Source organism: Psychrobacter cibarius (assembly GCF_016107535.1).
GTDB classification, from domain to species: Bacteria; Pseudomonadota; Gammaproteobacteria; order Pseudomonadales; family Moraxellaceae; genus Psychrobacter; species Psychrobacter cibarius.
This window is the reverse complement of sequence record NZ_JABASQ010000001.1, coordinates 139812-155130: the sequence shown is the minus strand read 5'-3', so window position 1 is coordinate 155130 and position 15319 is coordinate 139812. Positions and strand designations below refer to the sequence as shown.

At 43.8% G+C, this 15319-nt stretch carries 13 protein-coding genes and 1 tRNA gene; 11 read left to right on the top strand and 3 right to left on the bottom strand.

Features of this window, described 5'->3' with window-relative positions:
• Positions 1-37: 37 nt before the first annotated feature.
• The 3 genes from JFC08_RS00685 to JFC08_RS00675 form a co-directional block, all read right to left on the bottom strand.
• Positions 38-772 carry a hypothetical protein gene (locus JFC08_RS00685; RefSeq protein WP_198329328.1) on the bottom strand — a complete coding sequence of 245 codons (735 nt, stop codon included), beginning with the start codon at positions 770-772 and terminating at the stop codon, positions 38-40.
• A 229-nt stretch (positions 773-1001) separates the two neighbouring features.
• The gene (locus JFC08_RS00680; protein ID WP_055125114.1) at positions 1002-1343 is read right to left on the bottom strand and encodes a hypothetical protein; all 342 of its coding nucleotides are present in this window, start codon (positions 1341-1343) and stop codon (positions 1002-1004) included.
• A 374-nt stretch (positions 1344-1717) separates the two neighbouring features.
• Positions 1718-1793: transfer RNA gene (locus JFC08_RS00675), tRNA-Asn, on the bottom strand.
• 496 nt (positions 1794-2289) lie between these two features.
• On the opposite strand from JFC08_RS00675, the gene JFC08_RS00670 reads away from it, so the two are divergent.
• From JFC08_RS00670 to JFC08_RS00620, 11 genes are all read left to right on the top strand, one after another.
• On the top strand, positions 2290-2634 hold the full coding sequence (locus tag JFC08_RS00670) for a DMT family transporter (protein WP_198329327.1): 345 nt from the start codon (positions 2290-2292) through the stop codon (positions 2632-2634).
• A 1-nt stretch (position 2635) separates the two neighbouring features.
• Positions 2636-3208 (top strand): TetR/AcrR family transcriptional regulator, encoded by a 573-nt coding sequence (locus JFC08_RS00665; protein ID WP_055125112.1) that lies wholly within the window; start codon positions 2636-2638, stop codon positions 3206-3208.
• Positions 3209-3418: 210 nt separating this feature from the next.
• The gene (gene betB, locus JFC08_RS00660; protein WP_244656487.1) at positions 3419-4894 is read left to right on the top strand and encodes a betaine-aldehyde dehydrogenase; all 1476 of its coding nucleotides are present in this window, start codon (positions 3419-3421) and stop codon (positions 4892-4894) included.
• 117 nt (positions 4895-5011) lie between these two features.
• Complete coding sequence (gene betA, locus JFC08_RS00655; protein WP_198329325.1) at positions 5012-6712, top strand: choline dehydrogenase; 1701 nt, start codon at positions 5012-5014, stop codon at positions 6710-6712.
• 233 nt (positions 6713-6945) lie between these two features.
• Positions 6946-8991, top strand: a complete 2046-nt coding sequence (gene betT / locus JFC08_RS00650; protein ID WP_198329324.1) for a choline BCCT transporter BetT — start codon at positions 6946-6948, stop codon at positions 8989-8991.
• Between the two features lie 190 nt (positions 8992-9181).
• Positions 9182-9673, top strand: a complete 492-nt coding sequence (locus tag JFC08_RS00645; protein WP_045447188.1) for a M48 metallopeptidase family protein — start codon at positions 9182-9184, stop codon at positions 9671-9673.
• A gap of 163 nt (positions 9674-9836) precedes the next feature.
• The gene (locus JFC08_RS00640; protein ID WP_198329323.1) at positions 9837-10322 is read left to right on the top strand and encodes a DsrE family protein; all 486 of its coding nucleotides are present in this window, start codon (positions 9837-9839) and stop codon (positions 10320-10322) included.
• 200 nt (positions 10323-10522) lie between these two features.
• Positions 10523-10945 carry a hypothetical protein gene (locus tag JFC08_RS00635; RefSeq protein ID WP_055125108.1) on the top strand — a complete coding sequence of 141 codons (423 nt, stop codon included), beginning with the start codon at positions 10523-10525 and terminating at the stop codon, positions 10943-10945.
• A 50-nt stretch (positions 10946-10995) separates the two neighbouring features.
• Positions 10996-12180, top strand: coding sequence for a flavin monoamine oxidase family protein (locus JFC08_RS00630; RefSeq protein WP_198329322.1), 1185 nt, complete (start codon positions 10996-10998; stop codon positions 12178-12180).
• Between the two features lie 3 nt (positions 12181-12183).
• Positions 12184-13125 carry a DMT family transporter gene (locus JFC08_RS00625; protein ID WP_198329321.1) on the top strand — a complete coding sequence of 314 codons (942 nt, stop codon included), beginning with the start codon at positions 12184-12186 and terminating at the stop codon, positions 13123-13125.
• Between the two features lie 421 nt (positions 13126-13546).
• The gene (locus JFC08_RS00620; RefSeq protein WP_198329320.1) at positions 13547-15307 is read left to right on the top strand and encodes a TrkH family potassium uptake protein; all 1761 of its coding nucleotides are present in this window, start codon (positions 13547-13549) and stop codon (positions 15305-15307) included.
• Positions 15308-15319 lie beyond the last annotated feature (12 nt).

The following is a 15319-nucleotide window of genomic DNA, read 5'->3' as shown; positions in this document are numbered from 1 at the left end:
TTATCCTATTATTTTATAAATATTCTGTAGCGTTTTTTTATTTCATTAACGACTCATCAAACTTAATTTCCTGCCCATTCTCCAATATCAATGTGCCTTTACTGATCATGATGGTCAAGTCTTTGGTGTTTTTAATGGCACGCATAACGTTGATGTCTTCAATACTGCTCTCGATGATGATCTTGCCAGACTGCTCTGGTTTAATAGGCGGGTCAAACTGTGTTAGTGGTACTTTAAAGCTTTTGCCCTGCGCCAAGTTAGCATCTTGCATGGTCAGTGTGCCCTTAAAGCTTCGAATGGCGACCTTGCCGTGATTAGAGAGCATAAACTGCAGTTTTACTTGATTTAAGCTGTCACTATCGCTGGTTTTGACTGGTAGTAGAGCGACAGGGTAGTTTTGCGCATTGGCACTATAAGCTGGCTGGCTGCTGACGATGGGGCTTTTTTTACCTGTTGGATTGTTTGGATGTAGTCGTTCGTATTCACGCTGTTGCACAAGGGCTTGCTTGATAGTGGTACGCGGCATCGCCCCCGACTCATATGCACCGCTGAGTTTCATTCGCAACATGTAGCGGCTGAGTAATTGCTGCTCAGATTGAGGTAACTGCTCAAAAGTGGTGCCGAGTTTTTTCTGCCACTGGTCAGAGTTGGTCGGTATGGTTTTTTTGGTTGGATCAGCGGTTGGCTGTGAGCAACCAGAAACGATTGGTAGTATCGCTAAGGCAATCGTCAATAACAAAGCTTTATTCAAGCGTTGATGTAAACTCGCCATCGTACACCTCCTTAAAAATCTTTATGGATAATAAAGAATGACAACAAAATAATGAGCTTTTTCTTAATATACCTCGTTTGATGAGAGGTTGTGTTTAATTATCGCTAAATGCTGTATCGCAAGCAAAATAGGTATATTTTTATTACGCCCACAAAAAAAGACTGAGTTTGCTTAACAGCACTCAGTCTTTTTTATTAACAGCAGTAACAGCTAACGACTGTTTGAATAGTCAGTCATGAGCTTGGTCATTTTCTTGCAGCTCAGATAGTGAGTGAGTAATATTATTATTGTGGGTCACAACAATGGCCTCATCAATAATACGCTGGCTGACTCCGCGTTTACGCAGGCTTTCGATGAACACCTCGTCATGGGCTAGGGTGTAGTCTTGATGATCGCGGTCAAGCCCTTGGCGAATATATAAACGAATAAGCCCTTGGATGCGTTTAAACCCCAACTCTTTTGAAGTGGCTTCTAATAGCGAAATCATCTCTTCAGACAAACGAATACTGATCGGGCGCATGATTTTTTGCGGATGATCAGAAAACTTATTTTTCACACGTACAGGTATCATAATAAACCATTATTTTTAGTGAGTAGGAGTAAAGCACTCAGACAAAAACTAACCCAATCAAAACTATCCTTACCATACAACAAAAATGCCTAAAAGAACACCGTAGCCATGCCAATCGTACTAGGGCGTGTCCTCAATTCAATCTATTAACCTTTAAATGGGCTAAAAATGGCTAAATTTTACCAAACATCGTCAAATAGCTTATTAATATCTCGATATTATTTGTGCTACTGTCCTTGTCTGACGGCAATTTATCTCATTTTTGTCACCACTTTTAAAATGAGGACACGCTCTAAGATTGCGGCTATCCTCTTAATTGAAAACGGCAACCATAAAAAAACCTTCATCAAATAATGATGAAGGTTTTTAGTATATGGCTCTCCAACCTGGGCTCGAACCAGGGACACACGGATTAACAGTCCGTTGCTCTACCAACTGAGCTATTGGAGAATAAGTTGGTATAACGATAAGTTAGATAAGCGCTATTGCTTGTCTTGTTTGCGTTATGTGGGGCACATTTTAGCCAAGTTGTTATAGGCTGTCAACCTTATTATGCCATTAATTATAAATATTGTTGTTAACTGTCAAAAATAACCAATAAGCCCTTATAAAGCGGGCTGTTTTGGCAGATTTTGACCGCTAAAATATTATTTGCTGACTAGGGCGTGTCTTCAATTCAATCGATAAATCTCTAAATGGGCTAAAAATGGCTAAAAGTGGTCAAAACCCTTATTTATGTAAGTTGGATATAAAATCTAGCGGTAATTTGATTAGACAAGTCGCCTATCTTTTTGAATAGTAAAACAATCTGTACCTCCCTCGAAACAAAAAAATCAGAAACAGCCCTTCACATTGCTAGAATATTTCTATAGAATACCGACCGTATGGTTTCTTTAATGTATATACATTATTAATATGTGATCAACTTTAAACAGGTAACCTAATTATGAGTCCCACCACTATTGCCTACGGTTATCTAGCCATCGCCATTATTTGCGAAGTGGTTGGCACGACCTTTTTAGTCAAGTCAGAGCAGTTTACGCGTTTGGTGCCGACGCTGATTATGGGTGTGCTTTATGCCATCTCATTTTACTTATTGACACAAACCATCAAAACCATACCGCTTGGTATTGCTTATGCACTGTGGGGTGGATTAGGAATTGTGCTGACATCGTTCGTTGGCTTGATGTTTTTTAAGCAAAGTCTTGATACAGCAGCTGTGGTTGGTATCGCTATGATTGTGGGCGGTGTCGTGGTGATGAACTTATTCTCTAACTCTGTGGTGCACTGATATGGAAATGGAAAACGCTTACAAACGTAAAAAACAGCCTGAAGTTGTCCGTCGTGCGCTACTCGATCAGGCAGCGCGAATCACGTTAGAGCAGGGCTTATCAAAAGTGACGTTTCAGGCGGTCGCTGATGCGGTCGGGGTGACCAAAGGCGGGGTGATGCATCATTTCACCACTAAAAATGCACTCATTCTTGAAGTGTTTCATGATGCGATGGCGAGGTTTGAGGCAGAAGTCAATCAAGCCATGGCAGAAGACCCTGTGCGTTACGGCTCTTTTACTCGTGCCTATATCAATGCCACGATTAGCTTAGGCGAAAAGGGGCAGGAAGAGCTCGATAGTCAAGCAACCTTATATGCATTGATGCTAGGCGATAGCGAGTTACGTGAGTTGTGGGCCAAGTGGGCAAATGCACAATTAAAGAAACATCAAGCAACCGACAATACCGAAACATTATGTATGGTGCGTCTGGTGGCTGATGGTATTTGGCTCTCTGATTTTTCAGGCATTAGTATCTCAGATAAAACCTCTATTCATAAGCGTTTGATAAAAATGACGCAACCTGAGAATGAATAAAACACTGTTCTTAAATGATTGATCAAATAAGCTTTTTTATTAAAAAATCATTGAAAGACAGGCTTGTAGCAATAGGCTATATAAATTTATTTTAAACATTTAACCCATGACGACATCATTTAGCATTAGCTTGCTTATAAGGCTTTTGCCAGTCGTTAATAGGAGCACCGCATGACAGATTCAAAAACACACCTAAACAACTTAACAGACATCATTGATTTACAGAAGGTTCAAACTGCTTATATTAATGGTCGTTACTTAGCAATCGACGAATCGCTTGCTACTTTTGAAGACATCAATCCAGCCACGGGTGAAGTGTTAGCTACCGTTCAGCAAACGACCAGTGAACAGATTGATGAAGCCGTAAAAGCAGCACAAAAAGGTCAAAAAGTTTGGGCGGCGATGACCGCGGTTGAACGCAGTCGTATATTGTTAAAGGCGGTTGCGATATTACGCGAGCGCAATGATGTACTCGCATTGCTTGAAACCAAAGACACGGGTAAAGCGCTCTCTGAAACCAAATATGTCGATATCGTGACTGGTGCTGATGTCGTTGAGTATTATGCAGGGCTTGCGTCGATGATTGAAGGTCGTCAGATTCCATTGCGTGATACTAGCTTTGTCTATACTCGCCGCGAGCCACTTGGCGTCGTCGCAGGTATCGGCGCGTGGAACTATCCTATTCAAATCGCGATGTGGAAAGCAGCACCAGCATTAGCCGCTGGCAATGCGATGATTTTTAAACCTTCTGAAGTCACGCCTCTAACTGCGCTAAAACTGGCAGAAATATTGACAGAAGCAGGTCTGCCAGATGGCGTATTCAACGTCGTGCAAGGGGATTATAAAGTCGGCGAAGCGTTAACACAGCATCCTGATATCGCAAAGGTATCATTTACGGGTGGCGTACCAACGGGTAAAAAAGTGATGGCAAGTGCCGCATCTTCGTCGCTCAAAGACGTGACCTTGGAGCTTGGCGGTAAGTCGCCCTTGATTATATTTGATGATGCGGACATCGATACCGCCGCTGATATTGCGATGATGGCGAACTTCTATAGCAGTGGTCAAGTCTGTACCAATGGCACGCGCGTGTTTATCCCTAAAGCCTTACAAGCCAAGTTTGAAGAAGCCATATTATTGCGTGTCGAGCGTATTAAATTGGGCGATCCGATAAATGAGAGTATTAATATGGGTCCATTGGTTAGCTTCCCACATATGGAGCGAGTACTTGGCTATATCGAGCAAGGTAAAGCGAGGGGCGCTCGTCTGCTAACAGGCGGTGACCGTGTTACGACTGAAAGGCTTGCGAATGGTGCATTTGTCGCACCAACCGTATTTACCGATTGTAGCGACGATATGACTATAGTACGTGAGGAAATCTTTGGTCCAGTGATGTCGATATTGACTTATGAGACTGAAGAAGAAGTGATTCGCCGTGCCAATGATACCGAGTATGGTTTGGCTGCAGGGGTCGTGACCGCAGATTTGACCCGAGCGCATCGCGTGATTGCACAGATTGAAGCGGGTATCTGCTGGTTAAATACATGGGGCGAGTCGGCTGCACAAATGCCAGTGGGCGGTTATAAGCACTCAGGTATCGGCCGCGAAAACGGCATTGAAGCCCTTGAGCATTATACGCAGACCAAGTCTATCCAAGTAGAGCTTGGTAAGTTTGAATCGGTATTTTAATCACTTGCGCTGTGAAATTTTTAAAACGGTAAGGTTTGCGTGTTAGGACTAATTTGTCTTTTTGGCACCGCCTTACTGATATGAAATGATGGATTTTTTAATATTATGGAGCGTTTTATGACATCAACCACACCTGAATATGACTACATCATCGTCGGCGCAGGCTCAGCAGGCAATGTGCTGGCCACCCGTTTGACCGAAGATGCCAACATTAAGGTGTTGCTGCTAGAAGCGGGTCGTCCAGACCATCGCTTAGACTTTCGCACGCAGATGCCAGCAGCGCTCGCTATGCCGTTGCAAGGTACTACTTATAACTGGGGTTATAAAACCGATCCTGAACCCTATATGAATAACCGCGTCATGGATTGTGGTCGCGGTAAAGGGTTAGGTGGCTCGTCTCTGATTAATGGGATGTGTTATATCCGTGGTAATGCCTTAGATTTTGACGATTGGTCTGAGATTAAAGGTTTAGAAGATTGGACCTATTTGGACTGCCTGCCTTATTTCAAAAAGTTAGAAAATCGCGATGCTGGTGAAAATGACTATCATGGCGTCGGTGGTCCCGTCGAGATGACCACGTCAAAGCCAGGAGTCAATCCGCTGTTCCAAGCGATGATCGAAGCAGGCGTGCAAGCAGGCTATCCAAGCACGGATGATTTAAACGGCTATCAGCAAGAAGGTTTTGGGCCGATGGACCGCTTTGTCACGCCTAATGGTCGCCGCGCTTCGACTGCTCGCGGTTATCTCGACCGTGCCAAACCGCGTAGCAATATCACCATTTTAACGGGTGCATTGACTGACGTGATTTTGTTCGATGGCAAACGTGCTGTCGGCGTTAAAGTCGCCCATCAAGGTCAAACCAAGAATTTTTACGCGTCTCGTGAGGTGATTGTTTCATCAGGTGCGATTGCCTCGCCGCAATTATTGCAGCGCTCTGGTATTGGTCCTGGTCAATGGCTCAAAGATTTGGGTATCAATGAGATTTTAGATTTACCGGGTGTTGGTAATAATCTACAAGACCATTTAGAGCTGTATATGCAGTACGAATGTAAGCTACCAGTGTCGATTGCGCCTGCCAATAAATGGTGGAATAAGCCAGCCATTGGTGCCGAATGGTTGTTCAATGGCACAGGACTTGGCGCCTCAAATCAATTCGAAGGTGGCGGTTTTATTCGTACCGATGAGAAATTTACCCATCCTAATATTCAGTACCATTTCTTGCCATTAGCAGTGCGCTACGATGGTCGTAGTGCAGTGAAGTCGCACAGTTTCCAAGCGCATGTGGGCTCATTGCGCTCGCCAAGTCGCGGTCGCGTCAAGCTGACCTCAAAAGACCCAAGCGCGCATCCGAGCATCTTGTTTAACTACATGTCTCACGACCAAGACTGGCACGAGTTCCGTGCGGCAATGCGCATCACTCGTGAGATTATGCATCAGCCAGCACTTGATCCTTATCGTGGTCGCGCCATTGCGCCAACCGATGACTTGGTGACCGATGCGCAGCTAGACGAATATGTTCGTAATCATAGCGAAACGGCTTATCATCCGTCGTGTACTTGTGCGATGGGTGAAGGTAATGATTCAGTGGTCAATGGCGAAGGGCTCGTACATGGTATCGATGGCTTGCGCGTCGTTGATGCGTCGATTATGCCAAATATCATCAGTGGCAATCTAAACGCCACCACCATTATGCTTGCCGAAAAAATCGTCGATAAGATGCGCGGCAAGCAGCTACCACGCTCGACCGTAGATTATTACGTTGCTAATGGTGCACCGCTTAGAACTGAGCCGATGCGCGCTTACCGATCTACTGTCTAAATAACTATATAAGCAATTTCAATAAGAAGACCTTTCCACGCAAAGGTCTTTTTCATCAGCACTAACGTATTAAGTATTTTTAATACTGTTGTGGCTGCCTTTGATTGTCATTTAATTTTTTATTTACATTGCAGTTTTCATTTATTGGTACTGCTTTGTGCGTCATACAGTCATTAAGTTATGACGGACAAATCAATATCAGACCCTGTTTAATTTACCTATTGAGGTCTTTTATGTACAGTTCGCCATCAAAAGATGCGACGAAACCCCTGACTCTAAACAAGACGGTTTTTTTAGGTTCAGCTATTATTTCTATTTTATTAATTATCTGGACGATTGCGTTTCCAGATTATAGTGAGACACTATTAAGCTCAAGCATGGCATGGGTATCAGAGAGTTTTGGCTGGTATTACATGCTGGTGGTTGCCGCTTATAGTATATTTGCACTATTTGTTGGTTTTTCTAAATACGGCGATATCAAGCTTGGGCAAGACCACGAAAAAGCCCAGTTTCCTTTCCTAGCATGGGCCGCGATGCTGTTCTCCGCGGGTATCGGTATTGATTTACTGTTTTTTGGTGCCTCTGAGCCATTGATGCATTATTTAACGCCGCATACGGGGCTGGAGCCTGCCAGTGCAGAAGCGATGCGCGAAGCACTTGCGCAAACCTTTTTACATTGGGGTCTACATGGTTGGGGTATTTATGCCTTAATCGGTATGGCATTGGCGTACTTTGCGTATCGTAAAAACATGCCATTGGCACTGCGTTCACCACTGACGCCTATCTTTGGCGAGCGCTTGATCAAAGGCTGGCTTGGCGATGGCATTGATACCTTTGGTGTTGTTTGCACCTTGATGGGTATTGCGACCAGTTTAGGCATTGGGGTATTGCAGGCCAATGCTGGATTGACCCATGTTTTCGGTATTGAATCTAGCAAAACAGTGCAGACGCTTATTATTGTAGGTGTCGTTGCTGCTGCGGCTATTTCGGCGATGACAGGTGTGGAAAAGGGCGTCCGCCGCTTATCTGAATTTAATATGTTATCGTCGATATTGCTATTAATCGCCATATTGGTGATGGGTAATACGGTGTACTTGCTGAATACTTTTACCCAAAATATTGGTCAATATTTCCAAACCATTCTCTTTAAAACTTTTGATGTATATGCATATGACGGTACTGCTGGTGCTGATTGGAAGTCAGGATGGACGATATTTTTCTGGGCATGGTGGGTCGCTTGGGCACCGTTTGTAGGCTTGTTTATCGCGCGTATTAGCCGTGGTCGTACCTTACGTGAGTTTGTCTTTGGCGTGATGTTTATTCCGCTTGGTTTCATTTTTGCCTGGTTCTCTATCTTTGGTAATTCGGCGATAGACTTGGTTGCTAATGGGGCAACTGAGCTTGGCGAAATCGCCGTCAATGATGCCGCGATGGGCATGTTTGCCTTGTTTGAGTATTTTCCTTACAGTGACGTTTTATCATTCGCTGGTGTAGTCATTGGTTTAGTGTTTTTTGTGACCTCAGCGGACTCAGGCGCGTTAGTATTAGCGAATTTGAGCTCACGTGGCATGACCAATGACACTGACGCTCCTGTTTGGTTGCGCCTGTTTTGGGCAGCAGCAACAGGTCTTATCACTTTGGGATTATTATTTGCTGGTGGCTTTGCGTCATTGCAGTCAGTATCTGTAATTGCAGGTTTGCCATTCTCACTCATTCTTGTGCTCTATATGATGTCAATGTGGAAGTCGCTAAAAGAGGAAGGCAATAAACGTAAAGCCAGCGCGATTGGTACGGCTAATGTGCTTGATAGTGGTAAGAGCTGGAAAGCACGCTTGCAACGTATTGTCAGTTTCCCTAGACATGCACAAGTTGAACGCTTTTTACAAAATGTGGTTAGACCTGCCATGACGGAAGTTGAAAAAGAATTTGCGGCAGGCGGTCTAAAAACCTCTTTGGACATCCGTAACCCTGAACATATCGGACAAGATATAGATGAAGGCATGGATGAGAGTAGCGGTCAAATAGATGGTCTAAAATTACGGGTTGGACACGGTGATGAAGACGACTTTATTTATGAAGTGAATTTGATCAAAGCTGAGCGTCCTAACTTTACATTGAGCACCTCAACTAAGAATGCAGAGTACTATTATCGTGCGGAAGTGTTCTTAAGTGAAGGCTCGCAAGAGTATGACTTGGTTGGTTACTCCAAAGAGCAAGTGTTGGTCGATATCTTAAATCAGTACGAGCGCCATTTGCAGTATCTACATTTAGAGCGTTAATTGATTTATCAACACGTCCTGAATATTTAAGTAAAAACACTTAAGTAAAAATATCGTAAGAAACAACCCCGTAAGTTGAATGCAGCTTATGGGGTTATTTTATGAAAAATAAAATAAGTAGATATAGGGTAAAATATATAAAGATACGTTTCGGATTATCAGTTTCGAAATATTAGCAAAGGATAAGTTTGTGACCACATTAAAGTACATCGCTCATTATTCTGAGCAAGTTCAGACCCAAGCGGCATTGCTGATTAGCGATGGTAAATTGGGCGCATATCTAGAAAAAAAGTATCCCACTCAGCACCAAATAAAAAGTGATAAGGCGCTTTATCAGTATATCAATGAGATAAAAAACCAGTATATGCGCAAAGTGGGACAGCTATCGAATGTCAGCTATAGCAGTAAATTAACGGTTCTCAAACATGCGCTAGGTATTCATACCACCCAGTCTCGCATACAGGGCAGTAAGCTAAAATCGCATAACAGCATCACGGTAGCGAGCTTGTTTCAAGAAGCGCCGCCTGAGTTTTTGCGCATGATTGTCGTGCATGAGTTGGCGCATTTTAAAGAGCATGAGCACAACAAAGCTTTTTATCAACTGTGCTGTCATATGGAACCAGAGTATCATCAGTTTGAGCTTGATACGCGGTTGTGGTTGCACTGGCGCGAACTGAGTTGATCGCAGTGCTGTATTCTTTTCTTCTTAAAATGAGGCCACGCCACAGATTGTATTTCTTATCATAACTTTCTTATCATAAATAATATTATACCTTTTATTAATATGTTTTAGTATATAATTTAATAACGATGATTTTAATAATTGTTGATAAATGGAGAAGATGATGAAACGGATAGTTGCAACTGCACTTGCTATAAGCACCGCCTCACTGATGGTTGGCTGTACAGCGACCAATGCCATGTCACAAAAGAGTGACGTCATTCCAGAGAATAAAAAACCGACGCCATCGGTGTTGATAAATGTGACATCAGACGATGCTCAAGTGCAGCTCATGTCGATGGTACTGACCATGCAGTCAGCGCAGCAAGGTGCCAATACTCGAGTATTGCTCTGCGGTCCAGCCGGTGATATGGCACTCCGTGATGCGCCAAAAAGTGTGACCACAGCACAACCGCCTAGAAGTATGAGCCCACAGGGTTTGATGCAAATGGTTATGAAGAATACCAATACCAAGGTTGAGGTTTGTGCACTTTATCTACCGGGTAAGGGTATTGACCAATCGGCACTGATTGACGGCGTGAGTGCTGCTGATCCTGCTGACATCGGGGCGTTAATGGTCGATCAAACCACCAAGATAATGAGCTTTTAGGCAGATAAAAAATAATTAGTAGTTTGATGAATAAAAAGGGTGTGATATCGACTATCGCATCCTTTTTTTGTGTCAGTCATTTTGGCTAGTGGAATTGCGTTATAATCCCAGCTAAGCACTGTTTACCAAGTAATATTCGCCAAGTACTCTTGGCTGAAAAACAAGTACCATAGATCCTAATTCATAAAAGGTTATGAGCAATGATTAATACCAAAATTTATAAAGCAATTTATACTTTAGCTGAAGAGTTATTGGAAGCTGATCGTATAGGCAATCAAGCAGCATTTGATGGGTTTTATGCTGAATTAGAAGCCATTTGTAACGATAATGAAAATACCGATAAAGACCATCCAGAACAGTGGGAAACATTGGCTGACTTTACCGAAGATTTAGACGAAGCCTTAGTTATTTATGACAAGGCCTTAGCCAAAGCGACTGCGATTAATTCAAAAGATCATTTGTCGTCGATTGCTTTTTCTATGGCAGTGTTACAGCTTGAGACAGGTAACAAAGAAGCGGCTATTCAAAGTCTACAAAATGCCAAAATTACGGCTAATAAGATTGAAGATAAAGAATTTAAGGTTGAGATAGACGAGCTGCTTACCAAGTTGTTGGCTGAGTAACTTCGATACTGAGTACTGAAAAATCTTCAACTAAGCAGGAATGATTTGTTATGCAAAACCTACCTATTGCAATTATCGGTGGTGGCTTGAGTGGCTTATATGCAGCGTTTTTGTTAGAGCAACAAGGTATCGATTATATATTGCTTGAGGCGCGTGATAGATTGGGCGGGCGCATCGCTGTTGCGAAATCATCAGTAGATCAGAATGCTAGTAGACAAAGTGTCGATAATGAAAAATCAAACGATGGCTTTGATTTAGGGCCATCGTGGTTTTGGCCAGAGTATCAGCCGCAGTTGAGTAGTCTTATCGAGGCATTAGGTTTACCACGTTTTGCGCAATTCGAAGACGGCGACATGATGATTGAACGTGCTGCCAATGAGCTGCCTATCCGTACCCAAGGCTATCAAAGCTCGCCACCGTCTATGCGCCTCGTCGGTGGTATGGCAGCGCTCATTGATGCTCTGTATGCGCGCTTAAATCCTACGCGCATTATCACGGGGCAAATCGTAAAGTGTGTAATCAAGACTGATCACTATATCGACATAGAGAGCGAATGCAGCTCTGAACAGATGACAGCTGGTCAAATAACTACTTATCAAGCGCAACATGTGCTCCTTGCGCTACCACCTCGTTTGGCGGCGAGTAACATCAAGTTTGAACCTGCTTTACCACAGGCGTTGATAACAGAGTGGCAAGAGACCGCGACATGGATGGCGCCACATGCCAAATATGTGGCGGTTTATGATTCGCCATTTTGGCGCAATCAAGGACTATCGGGTTCAGCGAGAAGTGCAGTAGGGCCACTTACTGAGATTCATGATGCGTCCTTGGTAGAGGGCAAAGGTGCATTGTTTGGCTTTTTTGGGGTTCCTGCTCACGTCCGTCAAAGCGTCTCAGAAATGGAGCTAAAAGCCCATTGCCGCGCGCAGTTGGTACGTTTATTTGGCGCACAGGCAGAGACGCCAACGGCTGAGTATCTGAAAGACTGGGCGCAAGATTCATTGACCGCGACGCCTGCTGATGCCAGTGGCGCAGGTCAACATGCCGTAGCACCTACCGCTAAGCCGAATACAGGTGCATGGCAAAACTGCCTAACGGGTAGCGCAAGCGAATGGTCAGAGGCGTTTCCTGGTTATATTGCTGGTGCTATCGACGCAGCAAATAAGGCAGTACAAGGTTTAGATTTAGGTTTGTCTGATGAGCTATCGTCATCAGCGTCGCTACCAATAGGATAGTTGATGAGTGAGTCTTTAGAACAGCAAGCTTCTCGCAACACCAGCACATGGCTCATCCCTTTTGCTTGCTTGTTAGGCGGAGGAGGTCTGATTGGTATTTCTACCAATTTGGCAAAATATGCTGGTGAGATAGGTATTACACCACTGGCATTTCTCTTTTGGTCCATCACGGGCGCTGCTGCTATTTTATTGATCGTTGCATTAATACGGCACGAATTACCTCCCTTAAATGCGCGTAGCTTTGAATACTATTTTGTGGCCGCGCTCATCAGTGTTGCAGGTTCTAATTTACTACTGTTTTCGGCTATCCCACATGTGGGTGCAGGTTTCGTCGCGCTCATTATCTCGCTTCCACCATTGTTGACTTATCTTGGCGCATTGGCACTGCGGATGGAGCAGTTTAATATCGTCCGTGCTTTGGGTGTGGCCGCGGCGCTTCTTGGTGCAGGAGTATTGGCAGCGCGTAAGTTTTCGACGCCAGACGCCAGTACTTTTTGGATTTTGATCGCGCTTTGCGGGCCAGTATTATTGGCTATTGGTAATATATATCGTACCTTACGCTGGCCTGATAAGGCATCACCTAGCGCACTCGCGCCAGGTATGCTAATCGCGGCGTCGCTGTTGCTGCTGTCATTTAGTGTATTGCCTAATTTTTCAGTGAATATGCCGCTAGACTGGTTGCCGCTAGGTTTGATTGGCATACAAGCCGCCGTATTTGCGGGTCAATTCTTATTGTTGTTTTTATTACAAAAAACCGGTGGTCCTGTTTTATTAAGTTTATTAGGCTCGGTCGGCGCAGTTGTCGGTGTGCCAGTGGCTATTTTTTTGCAGGGTGAGATGCCGCCAGAAGGTTTGTTTTTGGGTGCTTCATTGATCGCACTGGGCGTTGGTTTGGTGACATGGGGCGGGGTGAAAATGGCGACCACATCGACAGAAACTACGTAAATATGATTATTGGGATATAGCGCTCATAAATACGCCAACCTATAGACTAATGACCCTACTAGAGCATATGTTTGCACTGCAACTATCCAAAAGTGTAGCCATGGAAAAATGTCACTATTTAAAAATGTCACTCTTTAAAAATGCCACTCTTTAAAAATGCCACTCTTTAAAAATGCCACTATGCAACCCTCATAGTGATCATTTTTTATCTAATCCAACCTCACAAAACCTCGTTAAAACGTAAATATTACCGTCACTGCCAATCTATAATTTATCTGCAACCATTTTAGCAATCAGCATGGCTAGGTATGAGTGTTCAACAGGGCATCATAATTGGTTACGATTATCTCAAATCAGTTTTTGTGAGTAACACAAAAAAGGAGTATAAATATCGTGGTTATTCCTATCATGGATTAGGGCGATGCATGCAGCCAAGCGTTATCGATTGTTAAATAATGTCACGATTGTCATTAGTATTATCGGCGTAGCCATTGCTTTATTAGACAGTGGTTTCACGCTGCCGATGTGGCTACAACAGGTTTTCCATATTTTTTATCTGGCGATTATCTTTTTAGGCTTTGTTGTGACGGCAGGTCGTTACCTCTATAGCAAAAAGCCGCTGACCCTAAATAAAGTCGCCGTCTTTGACTTATTGACCAGTATCGCGATTGTTATCCTATTGGCAGCACATTTCACTGATTTAGTGCGTTCTGGGATGTCGGTCGCTGTTGATGGCTTTGTTGCCATCAAAATTGCCGTCTTTGTGACCTTTATTCGTGAAATATCTGACCACGATTTTAATCTCAATCGTACCTTTTTAAACCCTGCACAGTTTTTTATCTTAAGCTTCTTGTCATTGGTATTGGTCGGTGCATTGCTACTGATGATGCCCAATGCAACGACGCAGCCGCTGTCTTTCATTGATGCGCTCTTTACCGCGACCAGTGCCGTCTGTGTGACTGGTCTTATCGTGGTAGATACGGCGACTTATTTCACCACATTTGGGCAAGTCATTATCATGGGGCTGATACAGATTGGTGGCTTAGGTATTTTGACTTTTGTGACCTATTTTAGTTATTTCTTTAAAGGCGGTGTCAGTTACGAGACGCAGGCGAGCATCAGTGAGATGTCTTATATGCCCGGTATGGGCGATGTGGTATCGACCCTGAAATCCATTCTTTATGTGACATTTGCCGTTGAGGCAGTGGCTGCGGCACTCATTTATATTAGCATTTATGATTTGCCAAATATGGACCTCTCTGAGCAGCTATTCTTCTCAGTCTTCCATGCTATCTCCGCCTTTTGTAATGCTGGATTTTCTACATTTAGCGCTGGCATGTACGATGACGCGCTACGTTTTAACTATCCGCTACAACTGATTATCGCGACGACCTTTATCTTCGGTGGCATGGGCTTTGTTATTGTGGTCAATGTGCTACGTTACTTGCGCTATCGCGCTGAGCGCTTGATCTATCGCCATGATCAACGTTACGTCTATCGACCTTGGCTGCTGAATATCAATAGCCGTATTACTCTGATTACAACAGGCGCATTGCTACTGATAGGTCTAATCGGGGTCATGATATTTGAATATAATAATGTACTCGCAGACCATACCAGCTTTTTTGGTAAGTTAGTGACGGGACTGTTCACTGCTTCCACGCCGCGAACCGCAGGTTTCAACACCGTTGATATGGGCGGGCTAGCATTTCCTACCATCATGCTGACCATTTTTTTAATGTGGATTGGTGCGTCTCCTAACTCAACGGGTGGTGGTATCAAGACCAGCACCTTTGCGATAGCGCTACTCAACACTTTGAGCCTAGCACGTGGTCAAACCAAAGTAGAAGTGTTCAAACGTCAGATTGCTGATATCTCGATTCGCCGTGCGTTTTCTATCATGTGGCTGTCTTTATTGGTCATCGGTATGGGCGTGACGCTCATCAGTTATAACCAGCCAGAGCTTGATTTAATTAAAGTAGTGTTTGAGTGCTTTTCAGCTTATAGCACGGTAGGGCTAAGTCTAAACTTAACCGCTGACTTATCAGATTTTAGCAAAATGGTGGTGTCTGTCATTATGTTCGTTGGGCGAGTCAGTATGCTGACCATCTTTATTGCCCTGCTCAAAAACAGTCGTCAGCGCAATTATCGCTATCCAACGGAAGAAATTACGATTAACTAAATGCTCGCAAAA

Bases quoted from the DNA above. Each gene is read 5' to 3' on its own strand.
- JFC08_RS00685 (WP_198329328.1), bottom strand. From the start codon at position 772: ATGGCGAGTTTACATCAACGCTTGAATAAAGCTTTGTTATTGACGATT.
- JFC08_RS00680 (WP_055125114.1), bottom strand. From the start codon at position 1,343: ATGATACCTGTACGTGTGAAAAATAAGTTTTCTGATCATCCGCAAAAA.
- JFC08_RS00670 (WP_198329327.1), top strand. From the start codon at position 2,290: ATGAGTCCCACCACTATTGCCTACGGTTATCTAGCCATCGCCATTATT.
- JFC08_RS00665 (WP_055125112.1), top strand. From the start codon at position 2,636: ATGGAAATGGAAAACGCTTACAAACGTAAAAAACAGCCTGAAGTTGTC.
- betA (WP_198329325.1), top strand. From the start codon at position 5,012: ATGACATCAACCACACCTGAATATGACTACATCATCGTCGGCGCAGGC.
- betT (WP_198329324.1), top strand. From the start codon at position 6,946: ATGTACAGTTCGCCATCAAAAGATGCGACGAAACCCCTGACTCTAAAC.
- JFC08_RS00640 (WP_198329323.1), top strand. From the start codon at position 9,837: ATGAAACGGATAGTTGCAACTGCACTTGCTATAAGCACCGCCTCACTG.
- JFC08_RS00635 (WP_055125108.1), top strand. From the start codon at position 10,523: ATGATTAATACCAAAATTTATAAAGCAATTTATACTTTAGCTGAAGAG.
- JFC08_RS00630 (WP_198329322.1), top strand. From the start codon at position 10,996: ATGCAAAACCTACCTATTGCAATTATCGGTGGTGGCTTGAGTGGCTTA.
- JFC08_RS00625 (WP_198329321.1), top strand. From the start codon at position 12,184: ATGAGTGAGTCTTTAGAACAGCAAGCTTCTCGCAACACCAGCACATGG.
- JFC08_RS00620 (WP_198329320.1), top strand. From the start codon at position 13,547: ATGCATGCAGCCAAGCGTTATCGATTGTTAAATAATGTCACGATTGTC.